The organism is Streptomyces sp. NPDC001381 (genome assembly GCF_042895685.1).
Classification (GTDB): Bacteria; Actinomycetota; Actinomycetes; order Streptomycetales; family Streptomycetaceae; genus Streptomyces.
In genome coordinates this window covers 191,536-215,179 of record NZ_JBIAWO010000008.1, presented here as the reverse complement: position 1 = coordinate 215,179, position 23,644 = coordinate 191,536, and the positions used below count along the sequence as shown (strand labels likewise).

The window sequence follows — 23,644 nt, the reverse complement described above, 5'->3', positions numbered from 1 at the left end:
CCCCTCCCGCGCCCCCGCGCCCCCGCGCCTCCCCTGCGACTCCCCCGCGACTGCCTCGACCCCGGAGCATCTCGACATCAACAAAACATTGAACTTCCACGATGAGGAAACTAGTATCCAATTCCGCAAGGGCACCCGGTGCCACGCTCGCTGAAGGAAGTGACAGCTGATGTCCGCACCAGCGCCGTCCCCGCTGGCCATCGTCGACGCCGAGCCCCTGCCGCGGCAGGAGGAGGTCCTCACCGAGGCCGCCCTCGCCTTCGTGGCCGAGCTGCACCGCCGGTTCACCCCCCGGCGTGACGAACTCCTCGCCCGCCGCGCGGAGCGCCGCGCCGAGATCGCCCGCACCTCCTCGCTCGACTTCCTCCCGGAGACCGCCGCGATCCGCGCCGACGACTCCTGGCGGGTGGCCCCCTCCCCCGCGGCCCTGGACGACCGCCGGGTGGAGATCACCGGCCCCACCGACCGCAAGATGACCATCAACGCCCTCAACTCGGGCGCGAAGGTCTGGCTCGCGGACTTCGAGGACGCCTCGGCACCGACCTGGGAGAACGTGGTCCTCGGTCAGCTCAACCTCATCGACGCGTACACCCGCACCATCGACTTCACCGACCCGGGGTCCGGCAAGTCCTACGCCCTGCGCCCCGACGAGGAGCTGGCGACGGTCGTCATGCGGCCGCGCGGCTGGCACCTGAACGAGCGGCATCTGGTCGACGCCGACGGCACCCCCGTCCCGGGCGCCTTCGTCGACTTCGGCCTGTACTTCTTCCACAACGCCCGGCGGCTGCTGGAGCTCGGCAAGGGCCCGTACTTCTACCTCCCGAAGACGGAGTCGCACCTCGAGGCCCGCCTGTGGAACGACGTGTTCGTCTTCGCGCAGGACCACGTCGGCATCCCCCAGGGCACCGTCCGGGCGACCGTCCTGATCGAGACGATCACGGCCGCGTACGAGATGGAGGAGATCCTCTACGAACTCCGCGACCACGCCTCGGGGTTGAACGCGGGCCGCTGGGACTACCTGTTCTCCATCGTGAAGAACTTCCGTGACGGCGGCCCCCGTTTCGTGCTGCCGGACCGCAACGCCGTGACGATGACCGCCCCGTTCATGCGCGCGTACACCGAACTCCTCGTCCGCACCTGCCACAAGCGCGGCGCGCACGCCATCGGCGGCATGGCGGCGTTCATCCCCTCCCGGCGGGACGCGGAGGTCAACAAGGTCGCCTTCGAGAAGGTCCGCGCCGACAAGGACCGGGAGGCGGGCGACGGCTTCGACGGCTCCTGGGTCGCCCACCCCGACCTGGTCCCCATCGCGATGGAGTCCTTCGACAAGGTGCTCGGCGACCGGCCGAACCAGAAGGACCGCCTCCGCGAGGACGTCCACGTCGAGGCGGCCGACCTGATCGCCGTCGACTCGCTGGACGCCAGGCCGACGTACCAGGGACTCGTCAACGCCGTGCAGGTCGGCATCCGCTACATCGAGGCCTGGCTGCGCGGGCTCGGCGCCGTCGCCATCTTCAACCTGATGGAGGACGCGGCCACCGCCGAGATCTCCCGCTCGCAGATCTGGCAGTGGATCAACGCCGGCGTCGAGTTCGAGAACGGCGAGAAGGCGACCCCGGAACTGACCCGCAGGATCGCCGCCGAGGAGCTGCGGAACATCCGCGCCGAGCTGGGCGAGGAGGCGTTCGCCGCCGGCCACTGGCAGCAGGCCCACGACCTGCTGCTGGAGGTCGCGCTCGACGAGGACTACGCCGACTTCCTCACCCTGCCCGCCTACGAGCAGCTCAGGGGCTGACGCTCACTCAGGCCGGTCCGAGTGGCCCAGGGACTTCCCCGGGGCCACTCGGTCGCGTACGAGGCGCTTGACCGCCGTCGGTTCCGGGAAGCCCTGCTCGCGACGGTCCCAGACCACCTCGTCGCCCACCCGGACGACGAACACCCCGCCCCTGCCTGGCTTCAGCGACAGCTCCGTCAGCTCGGCCTCGAAGGTCGTGAGCAGCTCCTGCGCCAGCCAGGCGGCACGCGGCAGCCAGCGGCACTGGGTGCAGTACTCGATCTCGACCCGCCGCGGGTCGCGCGGGCCGGCCGCCGAAGAGGGCTCCGTCATCCGAGGTGCACCGACCAATCCTGTTCCGCGGCCGGCTTGCCGTGCAGGTCGGGGACCCGCTTGAGCCAGCTCGGCCGTCCTTGTTCCGTCCTCGCCGCGCGCCGGGCCTCCTCGGCGGCGAGCTCCTCCCGGCTGGGGAAGTCGGTGGGCAGCCAGGCCGCGGAGGCCCCCGCGCGCGCGTGGAGGTGGTCGACGTACATCTCGCGGACCGCGTCCGGCGTCGCGAACCCCTCCTCGCCGGCCAGCCACGCGTCCGGGACCTCGGCCACGATGTCCCGCAGCAGTTCCCGTGTCACCCTCGGCGCCAGTTCCGCGTCGGCGGCGCGCACGTCCGGGCCGTAGTGGCCGAGGGCGTGGTGGCGGAAGTCGTAGGCCCTGGCGGGGTCGGCGCCGTCCCAGCGGTGGTGGAAGACGAGCGCGGCGCCGTGGTCGATGAGCCACAGCCGCGGGGGCACGGTCCCGAGGGTGGGCCAGATCATCAGGTTGGAGCTGTGGACCGTGCGGTCGACGTTCACGGTCAGGGCGTCCAGCCAGACGATCCTTCCGGCCTCCAGCGGGTCCACCCGGAAGGACTTGGCCACCTCGGGCGTGAAGTCCTTCGCCCCCGGCAGATGGTCCATGCCGAGGTTGAGGCCCGCGCTCGCGCTGTGCAGGTCCCGCACCTCCTGGTGCGGCTCGTGGTCGGCGACGGCCGGGTCGAAGTGCACGAACACCAGCTCGGGGAACCTCAGTCCGAGGGCACGGGCCAGCTCGCCGACGATCACCTCGGCGACCAGCGCCTTGCGCCCCTGCGCGGAGCCGGTGAACTTCACGACGTACGTGCCCAGGTCGTCGGCCTCGACGACCCCGGGGACGGAGCCGCCGGACCGCAGCGGGTTCACGTATCGGACGGCAGTCACTTCGCGCAGCACACCGGCCAGCGTAATTCAGATCATGTACGTGCGGATCGCGCCCGGACGGATCACGCCGGGGCGTCCCGTCCGCGGGCCAGCGGGTTCGGCAGCGGCAGGTAGCGGGCGTCGGCGCCGTCCGCGCCGGTCCAGCGCAGCAGCAGGTTGGTCTTGCCGGGCAGGGTGGGCGCCGCGAGCAGACCGCGCACCTCGGGCAGGTCGTGGCGGGCCAGTTCGCGGCGGGCGGCCGGCCAGGGGTCGAAGCCGGGGTGCCGTTCGGCGAGGACGGCGGCGATCTCGGTGAGATGGTTGACGACCAGGCAGTACACCAGCCGCTCCCAGCCCGCGGCCCGCTCCACGTCCGCCGTGAGCTTCACGCCCTCGGCGTCCCGGAACACGGCCTGCACCGGCATGCCGTCCTCGTCGACGGCGACCAGTGTGTTCTGCAGATGCGCCTCCAGCACGACGCCGTGGTCGGCGAACACCGCGAGCACCGGAGGCACGACCACCCTCAGATACGCCTCCCACCAGACAGCCGGATCCACCGGACCCCCGGCCGCCGGACCCACCGGACCCCCGGCCGCCGCACCACCCGTCGAGCGGACCGCCATGCCACCCGTCGAGCGGCCCGCCGCGCCACTGGTCGCCCGGGCCGCCGCACCGCCCCCCGCCGGTCGCGCGGCCCCGCCGAGCGGGCCGGCCTCGTCGAACGGCCCGGCCCCGTGGAGCGGGCCGGCACCGCCGAGCGGGCTGCCCTCGAAGCCCTCCACCAGACCCGCGGCGAGCAGCGGGGTGGCGCCGGGCAGGACATGGCCGTCGAGGCCGTCGCGGACCAGGACGGCCAGTTCCTCGAACGCGAAGGACGCGGTGCGGTAGCCGCGGTCGCTGAGCCAGGCCGCCGGGCTGTCGAGCGCGGCGAAGGCCCGGGTGGCCGCCGCGTCGGTGCGGCGCAGTTTCAGCAGGTCGTGGCGCCACAGCCGGCGGACGTCGTTGGTGATGCGCACATCGAGGCTGAACTTGAGGAACAGATCGCGCCCGGGCGCGTACAGGGTGCGCACGGCCGCCGTCGGCCAGGCCGTGAAGCCCGCCGTGCCGAGCCGGACGAGACGGCCGTCGGCGAACGCCGGGGCCAGCGCCGGGGCCGCCAGGTCGAGCTGCCAGGGGTGGGCGGGCAGCAGCCGGTAGCCCGGCGGGGCCGCGCCCAGCGCGTCCAGCGCGGAGGTGTCGCCCTCCTCGACGACCAGGTCCTCGCGCACGCCCAGCAGAGCCGGCGGGAACGCGGCGTACGCCTCGGGGGCGTACGGCAGCCAGCCGGCGACCGGGCCGCCGCCGCGCGCCTTGGGGGCGGGGTGGTGCGGGTGGCCGGTGACGAGGGACTGCTCGGAGCGCCGGTAGCGGCCGGGGGGCGGGGTCGCACGCGCGCGTGCCGCGAGCAGCGCGGCGACCGCGTCCCTGCTGTCGATCATCTCGGCGGGCAGTTCGTGGTTGGACAGGCCGGTGTGGCGGCGCAACTCCTCCGCGACCAGCTTGACCAGTTCGGTGTGGCCGAGCGGCTGCCAGACGCCGGCCGAGCGGACCTCGGGCCCGGCGGGCCGCCGGGTGCCGCGCACCCGCAGCAGCCGGCCGGTGCCGGGCAGCCGGTACAGCGCCCGCCCGTCCGTCGCGGAGGCCCCCGGCAGCGGCTCGGCCACCTCCCGCAGGAGACAGTTGAGCAACGGCGCGACCGCGCGGGCGTCGGCCATGGCGTCGTCCACGGCTGCGTCGGCGGGCGCCGCGGTCTCGGCGGGCGGGGGGATGAGATCCACGCGATCCACTCGTTCCCTACGGTTTCTTCTGGGCGGAGACGATCAGTATCGCTGTCGTCACGGCCCCTCCGTGACTGACGTACCCGCACCCCGAGGAGCCCACCCGTGCACCGACCCCCCACCGCCGAGTCCGAGGTGGCGGCCGAACTGGCCGTGCTGCGCCCCGCTCTCGGACCCCGGTTCGCCGCCGCGCTGCCCGGCGCCCGGGCGGCCGTGCTGACCCGGCTGTGGCGGGCCCTCGCCCACGAACCGCTGCCCTGGATCGCCCGCCGCGAGTCCGGCCGGCAGGGTCTCACCCTGCGGCTGCCGGACGGCCGCCGGCTGCACGGCCCGCGGGCGGACCCGTACGCGACCGCGGGGTACGTGACCGAGGTACGGCTGGACCGGGTGGCGTACGACGATCCGGCGCGGCTGATGACGGAGCTCGCGGTGCCGCACGGCGGGGGTTTCGCCGCCGAACTCGGGCACAGCGCCGCCTCGCTGGCGCTCTCCCGGGCCGCGCAGGAGCCGGTGTCCCCGGACCAGGCGTGGCCGGTGCACGACTGGGAGTGGGAGCAGCGGGTCGTCGACGGGCACCCGTATCACCCCAACTGCCGTTCCCGGCCCGGCTTCTCGGTCGCCGAGCAGCTGGCGTACGGGCCGGAGCACCGCCCGTCGGTGCGGCTGGGGCTGCTTCCGGTGCCGGCCGGGGAGTGCCTGGTGTCGGGCGCGTGGCCCGAGGACCTGCGGGACGGGGACCGGCTGCTGATCCCGGTGCATCCGTGGCAGGCGGCGCACGTGCTCAAGCGGTCGTGCGAGCGGGGGGTGACGGCGCATCCGCTGATGTCGCTGCGCACGCTGGCGATTCCCGGCGGACCGCATGTGAAGACCGCGCTGAGTGCCCGGCTGACGTCCTCGGTGCGGGACATCTCCGTGGCGTCCGTCGCCTCCTCGGCGGCCCTGTCGGCCTTCGCGGAGACCCTCGCCGCGCGCACGGACGGCCTGCTGCACGTCACCCGCACCCTGGGCGCGGCGACCCCCGACTCGCCGGATCTGGCGGCGGTGCTGCGGGAGTCGCCCGCGGTGTACGCGGGCCCGGGCGAGCACGTGGTCCCGGTGGCCGCCCTCGCCGGCACCGGCCTGCCCGACTCCCCCGCATGGTCGGCCGGGTTCGCGCGGCTGGCCCTGACCGTCGGCCTGCGCCTGCTGGAGCTGGGGGTGGCCCTGGAGGCGCACGGTCAGAACCTCCTCGTCGTCCTGTCGGCGTCGGGCACCCCGCTGCGGCTGGTCTACCGCGACCTCGCCGACATCCGTGTCGCCCCGTCCCGTCTGGCCCGGCACGGCGTGCCGCTGCCGGACGGCCTGCCGGCGCGCATCCTCACGGACGACGTGACGGCACTGCGGCGCAAGCTGTACGGCTCCCTGGTCGCGGGATCGCTGGCGGCCACCACGGGGAGCCGTACGGCGCTGCGGGCGGCGCTGGAGACGGCCGTACGGGAGCTGCCGCGCACCGCCGATCTGGCGGCGCTGTGCGAGCGGCCGTTGCCGGCGAAGGCGCTGACGCTGATGCGGCTGTCACCCGGCGTGACCGGGGACCAGTGGGCCGAACTGCCCAACCCGCTGGCCCCGGACACGGACTGACGTCGCTTCGGGTGCTCCGGTCGGCCGGTTTCCTTGACCAGACGCTCGGCGCCGCCTTCTCCCTTGTCTGCCTCACCGGCGCTGTCCGCGACACGGGCACCGAATGCCGTCAATTGCCGCGGCCGCCCTCACTCCGGAACCGAGGGAAAGCCAACTGCGGCAGCGCGCCGACAAGTTGGCCGGGCCCGAAGAGCGGTGGAGCGCGGACAAGGTCAGTAGCGAAATATTGAGCACTGTTCGCCGCAATCCGGGTACGGCCGACATGGCAGGGAAACAGGGCACCCGACCTCAAGAGGCTTATTCCCGTCGGGAATCAATGAGCCCAGGGGGAAATTCGGGGCAGCAATTCACAGACTCAAGGGCTGGGGTATTCGCGAATACCCCAGCCCTCGCTGCTTGCTCGTCAAGCAGGGGCGGGCGCGACCGAGAGAGGACAGCCTGCCCCAATGGCGCGGTCCATCAAGAAGATCATTTCTGGACCGGCCGTGCCGGCGGACAGGACTTCGCCAATCGGTCGACACCTCACATGACGAGGAGCCCCGACTCCATGGCCCGAACAACCGCAAGAGTCCGATTTGGACAGTTGAGCTTGGCCAGAATGATGCCGACCGTGCGCTTGACCCCATGTTCAGACACACTCAGCGATCGAGCGACTTGTCGGTTGCTCAGCCCCTCGGCAATCAGGCGCAGCACCTGGTGTTCACGTGCCGTCAGTGAAATCATCGACGCGCGCTTCGAGGTGGTGTCATCACCGGCCTGGTCGGACGCGGTCACGGACCGTCGCGCCAGGGTCGCCGACACATGAAATCGTCCGGCCTGCACGTCGACGATCGCTTCACGCAGGGACACGGGGCAGAGATCTTCCCAGTCCAGGAAACCACTTGCATGGTCGGCCCACGATTGCTCGACAACGTCTGCCGAATCCACCAGGATCAGTACCCGCGTGTTCTGCATACGCAGCTTTTCAGCGATGTCGCCGGGTACGGACTCCAAAGCATTGATGTCCGAAATGACCAGCCGGCCGTTGCAGAAAGCCGAGAGATCTTCGGCATCCGTGACGGATTTAACCGTCAACTGGATGTCGAGCGAACGGAGCATTCCCTCGATACTGTATCGACGAATGCCGTCTTCGATGATCAGCGCTATCCCAGTCTGTGACGGGGATCGTCCAACCTGCAGGGAAGCTCGTCCGCCAGACATGGCAGGCGCCAAGTCGAGTGTCCGACTGCCATAGTTTTCGTGACTTTCACCACTAGAAATCGGTTGCCAAAATAACCTGTTCTTCACGCTGCCCATGCCAGCGATCCCCCGTTACCCATATCAGTGCCCCCCATTTCGTCACGTTGAAACCTGGAAGGTCCGCCCCCTGATAGATGAGCATGGCACGGAGTGACGGGAACTGTCCACCCCGGACTAGACACCACGCCCGGTCGACGAGGCATCTCTGAAGAAAAATTTCAAGTAAAAATTCCGCACAGGCCCGCGGAACTGTTTGCCGCGTTCGATGGCCCCGACCTGATCGCGTATGCCGGGTTCATCCCGGCGATCCGGTTGGCCGAGCGGTGCACGGGGACGAGTGTCCGGGAATGGTGGTCGACTTCGTACGCCGTACAGTCGAACTTCCGGAGGGCACAACCTGTCGTACGCGACGGGGCGTACTGATCTGTGAGGGCGGGGCTGCGATGTTTCGGTCGGTCCGCCCTCGGGCAACGGCCCGAAGCCCGACGCCGACTTCACCCCGCTGCGCGAAGGGGGTCTGAACATCGTCGGCTTGGACCAGGCCGCGTGATGCCGGCGGCGCCCGCGGTGACGACGCGGGCGCCGAGTCGTCAGGCGGGCTGGACGGTGATGGTGCAGAGGCGCTTGGTGGCCCGGGTCAGGGCTACGTACAAGTCCCGTTCCCCACCGGGGCGGGCTGTGATGATTTCCTCGGGGTTCACGACGACGACCCCGTCGAATTCCAGACCTCGTGCTTCGGACGCCGGCAGGATGCGTGCGCGGTGAGCGATGCCCTGGGCCGTCAGCTCGCTCACCCTGGTGTCCGCGCAGATCACCCCCAGAAGCTCGCCCGGGTGCGCGGTGCTCTGGGCGCGGAGTTCCTGGACGACGGCGGTGACCAACCCGTCCGAAGGTGTGGTCACGGTGCGGGGGCTCTCACCGCTTCGCAGCGACCGTGTGGGCTTCTGGTCCGGAGCGATCCGCGTGAGCAGGTCCCGGACGCTCTCCAGGATCTCCTGCGTGGTGCGGTAACTGACGGTCAGGTTGTGCAGTCTGAACCGCGGTCCGACGTGAGGGCTCAGTGCTTCCTTCCAGTCGCGTGCGGTCGCGACCGGGCCTGACTGGGCGAAGTCACCCACCAGCGTCATCGCCCTTGCCGGGCAGCGGCGGACGATCATCCGCCACTGCATGGCGGTCAGTTCCTGCGCCTCGTCGACGACGACGTGCCCGTACGTGCGCCGAGGGGGGCCGTCGACCAGGCTCGCCGCCTCGTCCAGCAACGGCACATCGGCATCGGTCCACGGGTCGTCCGGACCGCGCAGCAGAAGGGAACGCTCCTGATCGGTCAGGCGGGGCAGGCGCTCGGCGAGAGCGCCGGCGTCCGTCAGGAGCGCCTTCAGGAGGTCACCGGGTACCAGCCGCGGCCACAACGCCTCGACGGCTCGGTCGACGCCGGCGTCGTCGAGGAGATCGGCTCGGATGGCGTCCAGGTCCAGCTCGTGGACCGGCCCCGGGTCGGCCGCACCTTCGGCACGGCGCTGGGCGACTCCCGTGAACCGGTCGAGGTTCAGGCCCGTCATCCTTTCGGCATCGGCGTCGATCTGCTCCAGGAGGTCGCCCATGTCCCGTTGCATCGCGTCGGTGACGGCGTCGACCAGGAGCTCCTTGAACACCTGGCGCGCGGGGTTGTGCCCCGATACGGCTGCCAGGGCGGCATCGCGTGCCGTGGCGACTTCCTCGCCGGAAAGGTGAACGAGTTCCTGTCCGACCCTCACGGTGAAGTCACCGGCGGGGGCTTGGTGGACGCGCACCAGGCCGGCCAGGGCGTCGGCGAGGTCGGACCTTCCCTTGAGACGCGCCGTGTCGAACGGGCTGACCGTGTCCGTGGACACTCCGGCCAGTTCCTGGCAGGTCGCCAGAACGACGTCGTTCTCTCCGAGCGAGGGAAGGACCTGGGAGATGTAGTCGAGGAAGCGGGCGTTCGGGCCCACCACCAGGACACCCTCCTCCATGGCGCGCGGGAACGCGTACAGGACATAAGCCGCCCGGTGCAGGGCGACCACCGTCTTGCCGGTGCCGGGCCCGCCCTGTACCACGGTCACCCCGCGGTGGGCGGAGCGGACGATCTCGTCCTGCTCGGCCTGCAGGGTCGCGACGGCCGCGTGCATCCTGCCCGTACGCCGTGCCGACAGAGCCTCGGTCAACGGGCCGTCCCCCACGACGTCCTCGTCGGTCGGCGCGGTCCCGTCCAGCAGTTCGTCGCTCACCGAGACGACCGTGCGCTCCTCGAGGCGCAGGTGCCGGCGCCGCCGCAGGTCCATCGGGTGGACCGGTGTCGCCTCGTAGAAGGGCCGCGCCGCGTTCGCGCGCCAGTCCACGAGCAGAGGCAGGTCGTCCTCCTCCGTGTGCAGTCCGATCCGCCCGATGCGCAGGGCCGTGCCGTCCGTCCAGTCGATGCGCCCGAAGACCAGCCCCTTTTCGGCGCTCTCCAGCCGGCCGATTTCCTTGGCCAGACGCTCGGCGGCGTTTTCTCTCTCGTATGCCTCACCGGCGCTGTCCGCCGGGGCCTTCAGCACACTCGCCCGGTCTGCTCGCGCCTCCGAAAGCCGTTCGGCGAGCAGTTCGTACAAGGAGGAAACATAATCCCGCTCCAATTCAACCGCACGCACCGCGGGATCATTGGTTTTCGACAACAGGGGTCTCCTTCCTTATGGGCGAGCCCGCCCTTGGATGCCGGCGGCGATGTTTTGCCACGCGCGGAAAAATGGGGAAGATCAGGCGAGGCGAGCCGCGGGGGCCTCTTCGTGGTCCGGCTCCGGTGTCGGGCTCTTCTTCTTTCCGGCAGCAGGCGAGGTGATCAGCAGCACGGCTGCTCCGAGGAGTGCGATGGCCGCGATCCAGCCCGCGCCGACGTGCATGGCATGGATGAACGCGTTGTCGGCGGCCTGCGCAAGAGAGGGCCGGTGGATGGTGGTGGCGACATGGCGAGCCTGTTCGGCGGAGACGCGCGCCTGATCCTGCACCGGACCGGGTGCACCCTCCAGCGACGGTTCGATCGCGTGCCGGTACGTGATCGACATGATCGTGCCGCCTACTGCGATTCCGATCACGCTGCCGGTCTGTCGCACGGTGTTGGTGACGGCCGATCCGGCACCCGCCTGTTCCAACGGCAGGTCGCCGATCAATGCGGCCGTGACGGGGCCGATCACCATGCCGACCGAGAAACCCTGTATCAACAACAGGATCTCGATCCACACGAGAGGGGTGTCGAGTCCGAGCAACCCGTACCCGCCCATGGTCAGCGCAGCCACGGTCAGCGCCGGTACGGTGACGAGGCGCAGCGGCAGACGGCGGACCAGGCGCGCGGCGAGGGGCGCCCCCGCGAGCGCGCCGACCGCGGTCGGGATATTGGCCAGACCCGCCTTCATCGGCGAAAAGCCGAGCGCTCCTTGCAGGTAGAACGCGTTATAGAAGGTGATGGCGGCCACGCCGAAGAGGAGCAGTCCGAGCGCCACGTTGCCGCCACCGAACGTGCGTTGCGCGAACAGTCGCGGATCAAAGCTGGGTGCCTTGAGCCGGAGTTCGACGAGTACGAAAACGGCCAGCAGAGCCAGACCGACGACGATCGGCGCCCACACGTCGGTACGACCCCACTCCGCCACCTGCCCCGCCCGGATCAGCCCGTAGGCCAACGCCACGAGCCCACTGATCGACAGCAGCATTCCAGCAGGGTCCAGCGGTCGCCGGGTGGGGCTGCGGAAATTCGGAACCAGCACGGCGAGCCCGATCAGCGCCAATGCCGCGACCGGAACATTGATCAGGAAGACCGAGCCCCACCAGAAATGATCGAGCAGGGACCCCGCCAGCACCGGGCCGGCAGCCATTCCGACACCGGCCGACGTCGAGAAGATGCCGATCGCGGCAGCCCGCGCGGGGCCGGTGAAGGTCCACATGAGGATGGCCATCATGGCGGGCGTGATCAGCGCGCTGCCCACCCCCATCGCAGCTCGAGCTGCGATCAGCCGGCCCGCGTCGCTTGCGTACGCCGCCCACAGCGAGGACCCCGCGAAGATCACCAACCCGCTGGAGAACACGGTCCGGTGACCGAACCGATCGCCCAGCGCTCCTGCGGTGAACATCAATGTGGCGAAGGCCAGAGTGTACGCACCGGTCGCCCATTGCAGCTGACCGGGATCGGCCCCCAGACCACGGACCGGGTCCGCGAGGGTCTCCAGCGTGGTACTGAGGACGGTATTTTCAATCCAGATCAGCAGTGAACACAGCATAAGAATGGCAAGAATCAACTGCTGCCTGGACTTCGGCAGCGTTGGGGGCGCGGTCATGAACACCTTCGGATATCGACGGGCGGGACCTTGACCGAGTGGAATATAAGCAAGCCCCACAACACTGTCAAGCTCGGAGTTTCTTGCCAAGGCTATTGCGGCCGAACGAACTATATGCCTCTGCCGGATTTGCAGACTGAGCAATTTTGTGCCTCCGGCAGATTTGTGATTCGACGGAATTTACTTCCGGGGGGTTGCGGCTGAGTGGATTTCCTGCCTCCAGTGAGCTGTCGCACCGCGTCGCCCGTGGAATCAATGTCCGCCGAGCGCATCGAGCCAGCGCCGGAGGTGCGCGGCGGTCTCTGCCGCCCGTTCCTCGATGATCGAGAAGTGATCTGCCTCGATGTACTCGGCCGGTCCACGGTGTTGCCAGTCGGGGACGGGGGCGACGTCGCCGAAGCTGCTCAGCGTCACGGTGGCCCGCAGATCCAGCGTCGGCGCGGCGATCGGCTCGGCCTCGCGCTCGGCATATGTCCGCACGTAGCCGCCCATGGAGACCAGGCCGTGGTCGTCGACGGGGGTCAGCGCGTTGTCCCGGGACAGGATCTGCCCCAGCGCGTCGGTGAGCACGAGGCGGTTGAGTTCGTGCTCTTCCGGGGAGTAGGTGTCGATCATCGCGACGCCCGCGAGCTCGCCGCCGTCGGCTTCGATCCGCCGGGCGACCGCATGGGCGAGCGCACCACCGGCCGAATAGCCGATGAGCGCCACCGGGCCTCGCTCGAGTTCCGTCGCGACGGCCGCGGCGAGGCTCTCGATCGCCGCCGCCCATGTCGCCGGCAGGTCCTCGCCTGCGCGCATGCCGGGCAGCCGCAACGCACTGACCCGCCGCTCGCCGCCCAGTTCGCGGGCCAGGCGGGCGAACTGGTGCGGGCCCGATCCCGCCAGGAACGAGGGGATGCACACCAGTGCCGGTGCCGCGGCGCCGCGCGCCAGGAGCTGCGCGTCCGGGCGGTGTTCGGCGGCCTCGCCGACGGAGTACGTGGTCATCAGAGCCGAGCTCGCGGTCAGCAGGGGCATCGCCCCTTCCAGCTCGCCGCGGCGATGCGCCGCCGACACCAGGTCGGTGATCGTGCCGCGCACGCCGGCCGGTGTCCGCTCGGCCACGCCGGTGTCGGATTCCTCGATCAGCGATCGCACCAGTTTCGCCACGTCGGCGGCGGTCGGGTGGTCGAAGATCAGCGTCGACGGCAGCGTCAGCCCGGTCAGCTGGGCGAGCCGGTTGCGGAATTCGACGGCACCGAGGGAGTCGAAACCGAGCTCGGTGAACGGCGCGTCCGGATCGATCGCGTCGCCGGACAGGTGGCCGAGGACCGCAGAGGCGACGTTGCGCACCTCGCGCAGGATCGCACCGCCGCGGTCGGCGTCGGGCAGTGCGGCCAGCCGCCGCGCCAGGCTGACACCGGCACTCGCGGCGGCCGGGGGAACCCGGATCATGCCGCGCAGTACCGCGGGCAGTGTGCCGCCGCGCGCGAGGTCGGTGAGCGCCGCCGTGTCCAGCAGGGCCGTCGTCGGTGTCGCCCGGTCGGTGGCGAGCGCGTTGTCGAACAGCGCCATCCCGGACTCCGGGTCGATCGGGATCAGGCCCAGCCTGGCCCGGATCTGGCGGGCGTACTGCTCGGCGCCGTCCCCGCCGAGTATCCCTGCCATGCCGACGGTCCACAGTCCCCAGGCCAATGAGTGCGCGGGCAGGCCCCCGCTGCGCCGCACGCGCGCCAGCGCGTCCAGGACGCCGTTCGCTGCGGCGTAGTTGCCCTGCCCTTGTCCGCCGAGCAACGGTGCCGCGGACGAGAACAGCACGAACGCCGACAGATCCAGATCGCGGGTCAGCTCGTGCAGGTGCAGCGCCGCATCGACCTTCGGGGCCAGCACCCGGGTCGTCTGCGCGGCGGTGAGGGTGTCGAGCGTGCCGTCGTCCAGGACGCCCGCCGCGTGGATGACGGCGGTCAGCGGGGCGTCGGTGTCGATGTCGGCCAGCAGGACCTGGACCGCGGTGCGCTCGGTGACGTCGCACGCCACGACCCGGACGTGGGCGCCGAGGTCGGTCAGCTCGGCGACCAGTTCGGCGGCGCCGTCCGCGGCGGCACCGCGCCGCGATGCCAGCAGCAGCCGTCGTACGTCGTGCTCTGCGACCAGATGCCGGGCGACGATCGCGCCGATGCCGCCGGTGCCGCCGGTGATGAGCACCGTGCCGTGGCCGAACGGCGGCACGCCCGGTTCGGTGGTGGGCAGCTGCTGCAAGCGCGGTGCCAGGAGCCGGCCCTCGCGGACCGCCAGGTGCGGTTCGTCCTGGGCCAGGGCGTCGGCGAGCGACTTGATCGGCAGGCCGTCGCCGTCGTGGTCGATGAGCAGGAACCGGCCCGGGTGCTCGGACTGTGCGCTGCGCACCAGGCCCGCCACGGCGGCTCCGACCAGATCGGGTTCCTCGCCGGGCAGTCCGGCGGCCGTGTGCGTCACGATCGCGAGCCGGCCGGGGTGTTCGGCGGCCGTCCAGCCCTGCAACAGTGCGAGTGTCCTCAGCACGCCGGCGTGTATGTCCGCCGCGCCGGCACCGGTTCCGCGGGGCGCCGACCAGACCACCGTGTCGGGAACATCCCGCAGCACGGCGAGTTCCGCGAGATCGGCACAGCTCGTCGGGGGCTCAGGGGCCTCGACGGCCGCCGGGGCGCCGAGCACGACGATGCGCCCGGTGTCCGCCGTGGAGACGGCAGGCACGGCGACCCACTCGAGGTCGAACAACGGTGCCGCGCCGTGCAGCCGGGCCAGCGCCCGCCGCTCGATCGGGCGGGACCGCACCGACTCCACGCTCAGCACGAGGGCACCGGTCGCGTCGACCGCCTCCACACAGAAGGTGTCCGGTGCGACGCGGGCGATGCGGGCACGCAGGGCACCCACGCCGGACTGTGCCAGCTGGACACCGTCGAAGGCGAAAGGCAGCGTCACCCGGGCGTCGGTCCCGCCCCCGGCGAGCCGGCCGACAGCCGCGTGGAACACCGCGTCCAGCAGTGCCGGATGCAGTCCGAAGGCGGCGGCGCGCGCCGCGGTGTCGGCGTCGAGCGCCAGGTCGGCGAAGACTTCCTCCCCACGCGACCACGCGGCGCGCACACCCCGGAACACCGGGCCGTGCCCGAAGCCGAGGTCGCCGAGCGCGCGGTACACCTGCTGCCCGTCGACCGGATCGCCCGCAACCGGAGGCCACACCTGGGACCAGCCCGGCGCCGCGGCCGGCACGGCGGGCGTGAGCAGGCCACGGGCATGCTGCACCCAGGCGTCGGCGGCACGGGCGTGGATGGCCACGGTCCGGTGCCCGTCGGCGTCGGGTTCGCCCACGGCGAGCTGAATGTCCGCGGCACCGTCGGCGGGAAGAACCAGCGGCTCCGCGAGCACCAGTTCCGCCAGGCGCGGCACGCCGAGCCGGGCGCCGGCGGCCAGAGCCAGTTCCACGAATCCGGTACCGGGCATCAAGACCGTGCCGAAGACGGCGTGGTCGGCGAGCCATGGGTGCGTGCGCAGCGAGAGCCTGCCGGTGAACAGCCACTCGTCCTTGCCGGCGAGCTGCACCTGGGCGTGCAGCAGCGGATGGTCGGCGGAGTCGGCACCGGCGAGCGGCGCGGCGGCCTCCGCGGGCAGCAGCCAGAATCGTTCGTGCTGGAAGGGATAGGTGGGCAACGTGATCCGTGCCTGCCGTCGAGCTCCGAAGTAGGCCGCCCACCGCACCGGCCGGCCCGCGCAGTGCGCGGTGGCCAGCGCGGCGACGAGCTGCTCGGGTTCGGCGACTGTGCGACGGGACGCCGCGACTACCGATGCGCGCGCCGTGAGGTCTGTCGCCAGAGTGGCGCGGGTCATGGTCGTCAGCACCGCGTCCGGGCCCAGCTCGACGAACAGGCCCACACCCGAATCGAGCAGTGACCGCACCGCCGGGGCGAAGCGCACTGCCTCGCGCACCTGCCGTACCCAATACCCGGGCGTGCCCCCCGAGTCGTCGGCGAAGGCGCCGGTGACCGTGGAGCACAAAGGTATGCGTGGCTCGTGATACGTCAGGCCCGCGGCGATCTCCGCGAACTCGGTCAGCATCGGATCCATCAGGGCGGAGTGGAACGCGTGGCTCACCCGCAGCCTGCTGGTCTTGACGCCCTCGGCCACCAACCTCGACTCGAGCGCCGAGACCGCCTCGGTGTGTCCGGAGAAGACCACCGCGTCGGGAGCGTTCACCGCGGCCAGCGAGACCGCGGCGGCCGCCGGATCGGCGTCGACCGCCGCCAGCAGCTCCACGGCCCGCCCCTCCGGCACCGCGGCGGCCAGCATGCTGCCGCCTGCCGGCAGCGCCCCCATCAGCCTGCCCCGGGCCGCAACGAGTGTGCAGGCGTCCGACAACGACCACACACCGGCCACATACGCCGCGGCGAGCTCGCCGATCGAATGCCCGGCCACCACGTCCGGCGTCATGCCCAACGACTCGACGAGGCGATACATCGCCACCTCGAACGCGAACAACGCGGGCTGGGTGTACTCGGTGCGGTCCAGCAGAGTCTCGTCAGCCGCTCCGAACATCACATCCCGCAGCGAATGCCCCAGGTGCGCGTCGAATTCCGCGCACACCTCGTCGAGCGCGGCCGCGAAAGCCGGGAACGCCCGGTACAGCCCAGCGCCCATCCCGGTCCGCTGTGCGCCCTGACCGGTGAACAGGAACGCCGTCGTACCGGTCCGGCCGGCGCCGTCGGCGATGCCCGTTCCCGGCTCGTCGGCTGCCAGGCGTGCCAAGGCCGCCAGCAGCGTCTCCCGGTCCGAGCCCACGACGGCGGCGCGCTGCTCGAGCCGCGCGCGGTGCAGTGCCAGCGTCACCGCGACGTCGGTCAGGTCGAGCTCCGGACGCTCACTCAACGTGTCGTACAGACGGCGCGCCTGGGTCCGCAGGGCGGCGGGCGTCCGCGCGGACAGCAGCAGCGGCATGGCCGGCGGGCCCGGTGGATCGACCGGCAGCGGCGGGACCGCGGGCGCCTCTTCGAGGATCACGTGCGCGTTGGTCCCGCTGATCCCGAACGACGACACTCCCGCCCGGCGCGGGCGCTCCCCGGCCGGCCAGGGCTCGGCCTCGGTCAGGATCCGTACCGCGCCCGCCGACCACTCCACGTGCGGGGAAGGCTCGTCGACATGCAAGGTGGGCGGCAACGCCTCGTGCCGCAGCGCCTGCACCATCTTGATCACACCGCCGACACCGGCAGCCGCCTGCGCGTGCCCGATGTTCGACTTCAACGACCCGATCCGCAGCGGCTCGGTGCGGTCCTGTCCGTAGGCGTTGATCAGCGCCTGTGCCTCGATCGGGTCACCCAGCGTGGTGCCGGTGCCGTGCGCCTCCACCGCGTCCACCTCCGCCGCGGCCACCCCTGCGTTGACCAGTGCCTGCGCGATCACCCGCTCCTGGGACGGACCGTTCGGCGCGGTCAGGCCGTTGCTCGCGCCGTCCTGGTTGATGGCGCTGCCGCGGATCACGGCCAGTACCGGGCGCCCGTGTCGCTGCGCGTCGGACAGCCGCTCGAGGGCGAGCACGCCGACGCCCTCGGCCCACGAGACACCGTCCGCGGCACTCGAGAACGCCTTGCAGCGCCCATCCGGTGACAGCGCCCGCTGCCGGGAGAACTCCTGGAACAGCATCGGAGTCGACATGACCGTGACCCCGCTGGCCAGGACCAGCGACGTCTCGCCTGCGCGCAGTGCCTGCACCGCCAGATGCAGGGCCACCAGCGACGACGAACATGCCGTGTCCACCGTCACCGCGGGTCCTTCCAGACCGAGGGAGTAGGACACCCGGCCGGAGACGACGCTGCCGCCCGATCCGGTCGCCAGATAGCCTTCCGCGGCACCGTCGGCGGCCTCGCGCGCCGTGTAGCCGTAGTCCTGGTACATGACGCCCGCGTACACCCCGGTGTCGCTGCCCCGCAGTGAGGTCGGATCGATACCGGCGTCTTCGAGCGCTTCCCAGGACGCCTCGAGCAGCAGCCGCTGCTGCGGGTCCATCGCCGCTGCCTCACGGGGGCCGATGCCGAAGAAGGCGGCATCGAAATCACCCGCGGCCCGCAGGAATCCGCCTTCTCGGGTGTAGATCTTGCCGGGTTTGCCGGGGTCGGTGTCGTACAGGTGGTCGACGTCCCAGCCGCGGTCACCCGGGATCGGGGTGATCGCGTCGACGCGTCCGGCGATCAGTTCCCAGAGCTGGTCGGGATTCTCGACGCCGCCGGGATACCGGCAGCTCATGCCGACGATCGCGATCGGCTCGTCGGCCCTGGTCCTGGTCGAGGCGGGGCGCGACCGCATCGGCGCCGAACCGTCGACCCGGGTCCGCAGGAAGCCCGCGACGGCGGCGGCGGTCGGATAGTCGAACACCAGCGTGGACGGAAGCTGAACACCGGTGGCGGCGGTCACCTTGTTGCGGAACTCGACTCCGCCGAGCGAGTCGAAGCCCAGTTCCGTGAACGGCGTCTCGGGGTCGATGGCGTCGGCCGACTCGTGGCCGAGGACCGCGGCGGCGATCGTGCGGACCTCGTCGCTGATCAGCGTCTCCCACCGATCGGCGGGGGCGTCGAGCAACCGCTGGCGCAACGGGCTGTCGGCGATCCGGCGGCGCGACGGTACGTGGATCAGGCCGCGCAGCACCGCGGGAAGCGTGCCGAGCCGGCCGAGCGCGGTGAGGGCGGGTGTGTCGAGCAGCGCGGTCATCAGCATCGGTTCGCCGGTGGTCAACGCATCGTCGAACATCTGCATGCCGGTGTCCGGCTCGATCGGGGACAGACCGAGACGCGTGCGGATCTGACGTGTCAGATGTTCGGCACCCGGGTCGTTCAATGCCTCCGCCATGCCTCGCTTCCACAGCCCCCAGGCCAGCGAGTGCGCGGGCAGACCGGCGCTGCGGCGCACCTGGGCGAGCGCGTCCATCGCCGCGTTCGCGGCCGCGTAGTTGCCCTGGCCCTGCCCGCCGAGCAGCGGCCCGGCGGAGGAGAACAGCACGAACGCCGACAGGTCCATGTCGCGGGTGAGTTCGTGCAGATGCCAGGCGGCATCGGCCTTCGGGGCGAGCACCCGGTCCACCTGCCCGGCGGTCAGGGTCGCGACGGTACCGTCGTCGACCACGCCCGCGGTGTGCACGACAGCGGTCACCGGTTCGTGCGCGGGTACGGATTCCAGCAGCGCCGCGACTTCGGCGCGATCGCCGACATCGCAGGCGGTGACGCGTACGTCGGCGCCCAGCGCGGTCAGTTCGGTGACCAGCTCCGCGACACCCGGCGCGGCGGAGCCGCGGCGCGAGACGAGCAGCAGTCTGCGCACCCCGTGCCGGGTGACCAGGTGGCGTGCGGTGACGGCGCCCAGTCCGCCCGCGCCGCCGGTGATCAGGACCGTGCCGTCGCCGAAGGGCTCGCCGGTCGCTTCGACGGTGGTGGCACGGATCAGCCGCGGTGCCACCGTGGCGCCGTCGCGGATCGCGAGCTGTGGTTCGTCCGTGGCGACTGCGGCGGCGATCCGCTGGTGCAGGTCCGCGGGGTCGTTGTCGTCGAGGTCGACGTTCACGATGCGCCCCGGGTGTTCCGATTGCGCGCTGCGTACCAGGCCGCGGACGGCCGCTGCCGCGGGGTCCGGCGTCTCACCGGGCAGACCCGCTCCGTTGCGGGTCAGCACGATCAGCGTCGAGTCGGCGCAGCCCGGTTCGGCGAGCCAGTCGCGCAGCACCGCGAGGGCGTTGTGCACGGCGGTGCGGATGGTCGCGGGGACGTCGTCGCCGTCCGCCGGCGCCGTTTCGGGCGACCAGACGACAGCCGCGCCTGTGTGGCCCCCGCCTGCCGCGAACGCCGCGACATCCACGAACGTCTCGGCGCAGCCTGCGACGGGCCGCTCCAGTGCGACCAGGTGCCGGTCCGGCACCGCAGGCGCCGTCACCGGCGTCCAGTCGATCGTGTAGAGCGGGCTGCGGGCACCGGCGAGCGCGCTCGCGTCCGCGGGGCGGGCGAGCACGGCGTCGATCGACAGCACCGCGGCGCCGGTGGCGTCGCAGGCGTCGACGCGCACCTTCCCGGATCCCGAACGGATGACGCGGGCCCGGACCGCGGTGGCGCCGCGCCGGAACACACGGACGCCGCCGAAGGAGAACGGAAGCGGCAGCCTGCCGTCGGGGAGGTCGTCGGCGAGCACATCGATGGCGGCGTGGAAGGTCGCGTCCAGCAGCGCCGGATGGACCTCGAAGCCCGCCGCCCGGCCCGCTGTCGTCTCGTCCAGGATCACCTCGGCGAACACGTCGTCACCACTGGTCCAGGCGGCGCGCACGCCCTGGAAGCCCGGGCCGTAGCCGAATCCCAGGTCGGCGAGCCGGTCGTACAGACGCGTGCCGTCGATCGGCGTGCCGTCGGCCGGCGGCCAGTCGGGGTCGGTCCAGGCCGGCGTCACGCCGTCGGCGGGGGCGAGGGTGCCGGTGGCGTGCAGCGTCCAGTCCGGCTCGCCCGGGTGGGACGGCGCGGTGCCGGTGACGGCGCGCGAGTGGATCGACAGGCGTCGACGGCCGGTGTGGTCGGGCTCGGCCACCGAGACCTGCACGTCCACGGCAGCGGCACCGTCGAACAGCAGCGGCGTCTCCAGGACGAGTTCGTCCACGACGGGCAGTTCCAGGCGGCCGCCCGCGGCCAACGCGAGATCCACGAACCCGGTGCCGGGCAGAAGCACCGCTCCGAAGGCCGTGTGGTCGGCGATCCACGACTGGTCGGTGGTGGAAAGCCTGCCGCTGAACAGCCATTCGTCGCGGCCGGCGAGCGGCGCGGCGACGCGCAGCATCGGATGATCGAGCGCGGACAGGCCGGCACGTCCCATGTCACCGAGCGCATCGTCGTCGGGCTGCACCCAGTAGCGGCGATGCTGGAAGGCGTAGACAGGCAGGTCGAGGTGGGTGACCGGCCTTCCTGGTGAGAGCGGCTCCCAGTCGACGGTGACGCCCGAGCAGTGGGCGGCCGCGAGCAACCGCAGGAACTGGTCGGCCTCGTCGACGCCACGCCGTGACGCAGCGGCGACCAGCGAGCGGGACGCCACCTCGTCGATCAGTGTGTGGCGGGTCAGCGCCGCCAGCACCGCGTCCGGACCCACCTCGACGAACCGGCGCACGCCGGAGTCGACGAGTGACTGCACGGCCGGGGCGAACCGCACGGCCTCGCGCACCTGCCGCACCCAGTACTGCGGCGTCAGCAGTTCGGGACCGGCCGGCGCGCCGGACACCGTGGAGCACACGTCCATGCGTGGCGTCCGGTACGTCACCGATCCGGCGACCTGCTCGTACTCGGCGAGCATCGGCTCCATCAACGCCGAGTGGAAGGCGTGACTGACCGTCAGCCGGGTCGTCTTCACGCCCTCGTCCGCCAGCCGGTCCTCCAGTGCGGCGATCGCCGCCGTCTCTCCCGAGAACACCACCGCCGCAGGCGCGTTCACGGCCGCCAACGACACCGTCCCGGCCGCGAGGAGTTCCAGCGCCCGCTCCTCCGACACCGCGGCGGCGAGCATCGCTCCATCGGCCGGCAGCGCGCCCATCAGCCGGCCACGGGCGGCGACGAGCCGGCACGCGTCGGCCAGCGACCACACCTCGGCCACATAGGCCGCGGTCAGCTCACCGATCGAATGCCCGACCACCACGTCCGGGGTCACGCCGAACGACTCCAGGAGGCGATACAGCGCCACCTCGAACGCGAACAGCGCAGGCTGCGTGAACTCCGTCCGGTCGAGCAGGGCCATGCGCTCGGTGTCGCCGACGCCGTTCCCGGCACCACCGCTCTCGCCGAACATGACCTCGCGCAGCGACACCCCGAGCAGGGCGTCGAATTCCGCGCACACCTCGTCGAGGGCAGCGGAGAACTCGGGGAACGCGGCGTCCAGCCCGGCTCCCATGCCGATACGTTGGGCGCCCTGACCGGTGAACAGGAAAGCCGTCTCGCCGGTGGTGGCGGCACCTGACACGACATGCGGGGATGCCGAACCCGCGGCCAGGGCGGTGAGGCCGGCGAGCAGAGCGGCCCGGTCGGCGCCGAGCACCGCGCCGCGCCGGCCCAGCTGAGCGCGCGCGGTGGTCAGGACGGCGGCGACATCGGCGTCATCGGCCTCGGGGTGGTCGGCGAGCCAGGCCAGCAGCCGGCTCGCCTGTGCCTGGAGCGCGGTCTCCGACTTGGCCGACAGCAACCACGGTGCCGGCAGCGCCGGTAGGCCCGGCTCCGGCTGCTGTGCATCGGCATCCGGTCCGGTCACCGGATCGGCAGCACGGTCGCGCGGCGCCTCTTCGAGGATCACGTGAGCGTTGGTCCCGCTGATCCCGAAGGATGACACGCCCGTCCGACGCGGACGATCGAGCTCCGGCCACTGCCGAGCCTGCGTCAGCAGTTTCACCGTGCCCGCCGACCAGTCGACCTCGGGGGTCGGCTCGTCCACGTGCAACGTCGAGGGCATGACCCCCTCGCGCATCGCCATGACCATCTTGATCACGCCCGCGACACCCGCCGCGGCCTGCGTGTGACCGATGTTCGACTTGACCGAACCCAACCACAGCGGGTTGTCGTCCCCACGGGCCTGGCCGTAAGCGGACAGCAGCGCCCGCGCCTCGATCGGATCACCCAGTCGCGTACCCGTACCGTGCGCCTCCACGGCATCCACCTCGGACGCCGACAGCCGCGCGTCGGCCAGCGCGGCCCGTATGACCCGCTCCTGCGCAGGCCCGTTCGGCGCGGTCAGCTGGCTGCTCGCACCGTCCTGGTTCACCGCGGAGCCACGCATCACCGCCAGCACCCGGTGCCCGCTGCGCTCCGCGTCCGACAGCCGCTCCAGCACCAGCACGCCGACGCCCTCGGCCCAGCCCGTGCCGTCCGCCGACGACGAGAACGCCTTGCACCGCCCGTCCGGCGACAACCCGCGCTGCCGGGAGAACTCCACGAACGTGCCGGGTGTCGCCATCACCGTCACACCACCGGCGAGCGCCATCGAGCACTCGCCCTGACGCAGCGCCTGAGCGGCGAGATGGAGCGCGACGAGCGAGGACGAGCACGCGGTGTCGACCGTCACCGCCGGCCCCTCCAGGCCGAACGTGTAGGACAGACGACCCGACGCGACGCTGCCCGCGCTTCCGGTCAGCATGTAGCCCTCGAAGCCCTCGGGCGTGTTGGGGCGGGAGCCGTAGTCGTCGTACATGACGCCCATGTACACCCCGGTACGGGTGCCCCTGAGCTTGGTCGGGGCGATGCCCGCGTGTTCGAAAGCCTCCCAGCCGGTCTCCAGCAGCAACCGCTGCTGGGGGTCCATCGCCGCCGCCTCGCGAGGGCTGATGCCGAAGAACTCGGCGTCGAACCGGTCCGCCTCGTACAGGAAGCCGCCTTCGCGGATGTACGAGGTCCCGAGGTGGTCGGGGTCCGGGTGGTACAGGTTCTCCAGGTCCCAGCCGCGGCCGTCCGGGAAGGGACCGACCGCGTCACGTCCGGCGCTCAGCAGCTCCCACAGGTCGTCCGGGGAGGCGACACCGCCCGGGAGCCGGCAGGCCATGCCCACGATCGCGATCGGCTCGTGTGCGCGCTCCTCCAGGTCCTGCACACGCTGACGGCTCTCCCGCAGATCGACCGTGGCCCGCTTGAGGTAGTCGCGAAGTTTCTGCTCGTTGTTCAT

Annotated in this window: 8 protein-coding genes and 1 pseudogene; 2 read left to right on the top strand and 7 right to left on the bottom strand. The window is 71.5% G+C overall.

Annotated features, from left to right (window positions below):
* The first annotated feature begins 169 nt into the window (after window positions 1-169).
* Window positions 170-1,795: a malate synthase A gene (aceB, locus tag ACFY2L_RS30350; RefSeq protein WP_390658882.1), complete on the top strand. Its 1,626-nt coding sequence runs from the start codon at window positions 170-172 to the stop codon at window positions 1,793-1,795.
* A 3-nt stretch (window positions 1,796-1,798) separates the two neighbouring features.
* On the opposite strand, the gene ACFY2L_RS30345 is transcribed toward aceB, so the two are convergent.
* The 3 genes from ACFY2L_RS30345 to ACFY2L_RS30335 are packed head-to-tail and all read right to left on the bottom strand — an operon-like array spanning window position 1,799 to window position 4,811.
* Window positions 1,799-2,107 (bottom strand): SelT/SelW/SelH family protein, encoded by a 309-nt coding sequence (locus tag ACFY2L_RS30345; RefSeq protein ID WP_390658883.1) that lies wholly within the window; start codon window positions 2,105-2,107, stop codon window positions 1,799-1,801.
* Window positions 2,104-3,018 (bottom strand): HipA family kinase, encoded by a 915-nt coding sequence (locus tag ACFY2L_RS30340; RefSeq protein ID WP_390658884.1) that lies wholly within the window; start codon window positions 3,016-3,018, stop codon window positions 2,104-2,106. Before ACFY2L_RS30340 ends, ACFY2L_RS30345 begins: the two co-directional genes overlap by 4 nt.
* A 50-nt stretch (window positions 3,019-3,068) precedes the next feature.
* The gene (locus ACFY2L_RS30335) at window positions 3,069-4,811 is read right to left on the bottom strand and encodes an IucA/IucC family protein (RefSeq protein WP_390658885.1); all 1,743 of its coding nucleotides are present in this window, start codon (window positions 4,809-4,811) and stop codon (window positions 3,069-3,071) included.
* A 96-nt stretch (window positions 4,812-4,907) separates the two neighbouring features.
* Here ACFY2L_RS30335 and ACFY2L_RS30330 point away from each other — a divergent pair, with 96 nt between their 5' ends.
* Window positions 4,908-6,422 carry an IucA/IucC family protein gene (locus ACFY2L_RS30330; RefSeq protein WP_390823976.1) on the top strand — a complete coding sequence of 505 codons (1,515 nt, stop codon included), beginning with the start codon at window positions 4,908-4,910 and terminating at the stop codon, window positions 6,420-6,422.
* A gap of 522 nt (window positions 6,423-6,944) precedes the next feature.
* Here the strand turns inward: ACFY2L_RS30330 and ACFY2L_RS30325 are convergent.
* The 4 genes and pseudogenes from ACFY2L_RS30325 to ACFY2L_RS30310 all read right to left on the bottom strand — a co-directional run.
* Window positions 6,945-7,718 (bottom strand): response regulator transcription factor, encoded by a 774-nt coding sequence (locus ACFY2L_RS30325; RefSeq protein ID WP_390658887.1) that lies wholly within the window; start codon window positions 7,716-7,718, stop codon window positions 6,945-6,947.
* A gap of 533 nt (window positions 7,719-8,251) precedes the next feature.
* Window positions 8,252-10,270 (bottom strand): HelD family protein, encoded by a 2,019-nt coding sequence (locus ACFY2L_RS30320; protein WP_390823975.1) that lies wholly within the window; start codon window positions 10,268-10,270, stop codon window positions 8,252-8,254.
* Between the two features lie 144 nt (window positions 10,271-10,414).
* Window positions 10,415-11,983, bottom strand: a complete 1,569-nt coding sequence (locus tag ACFY2L_RS30315) for an MFS transporter (RefSeq protein WP_390658889.1) — start codon at window positions 11,981-11,983, stop codon at window positions 10,415-10,417.
* A 252-nt stretch (window positions 11,984-12,235) separates the two neighbouring features.
* Window positions 12,236-23,644 (bottom strand): annotated as a pseudogene (locus ACFY2L_RS30310) (type I polyketide synthase); the annotation flags it as partial.

Bases quoted from the DNA above. Each gene is read 5' to 3' on its own strand.
- ACFY2L_RS30315 (WP_390658889.1), bottom strand. From the start codon at position 11,983: ATGACCGCGCCCCCAACGCTGCCGAAGTCCAGGCAGCAGTTGATTCTT.
- ACFY2L_RS30325 (WP_390658887.1), bottom strand. From the start codon at position 7,718: ATGGGCAGCGTGAAGAACAGGTTATTTTGGCAACCGATTTCTAGTGGT.
- ACFY2L_RS30345 (WP_390658883.1), bottom strand. From the start codon at position 2,107: ATGACGGAGCCCTCTTCGGCGGCCGGCCCGCGCGACCCGCGGCGGGTC.
- aceB (WP_390658882.1), top strand. From the start codon at position 170: ATGTCCGCACCAGCGCCGTCCCCGCTGGCCATCGTCGACGCCGAGCCC.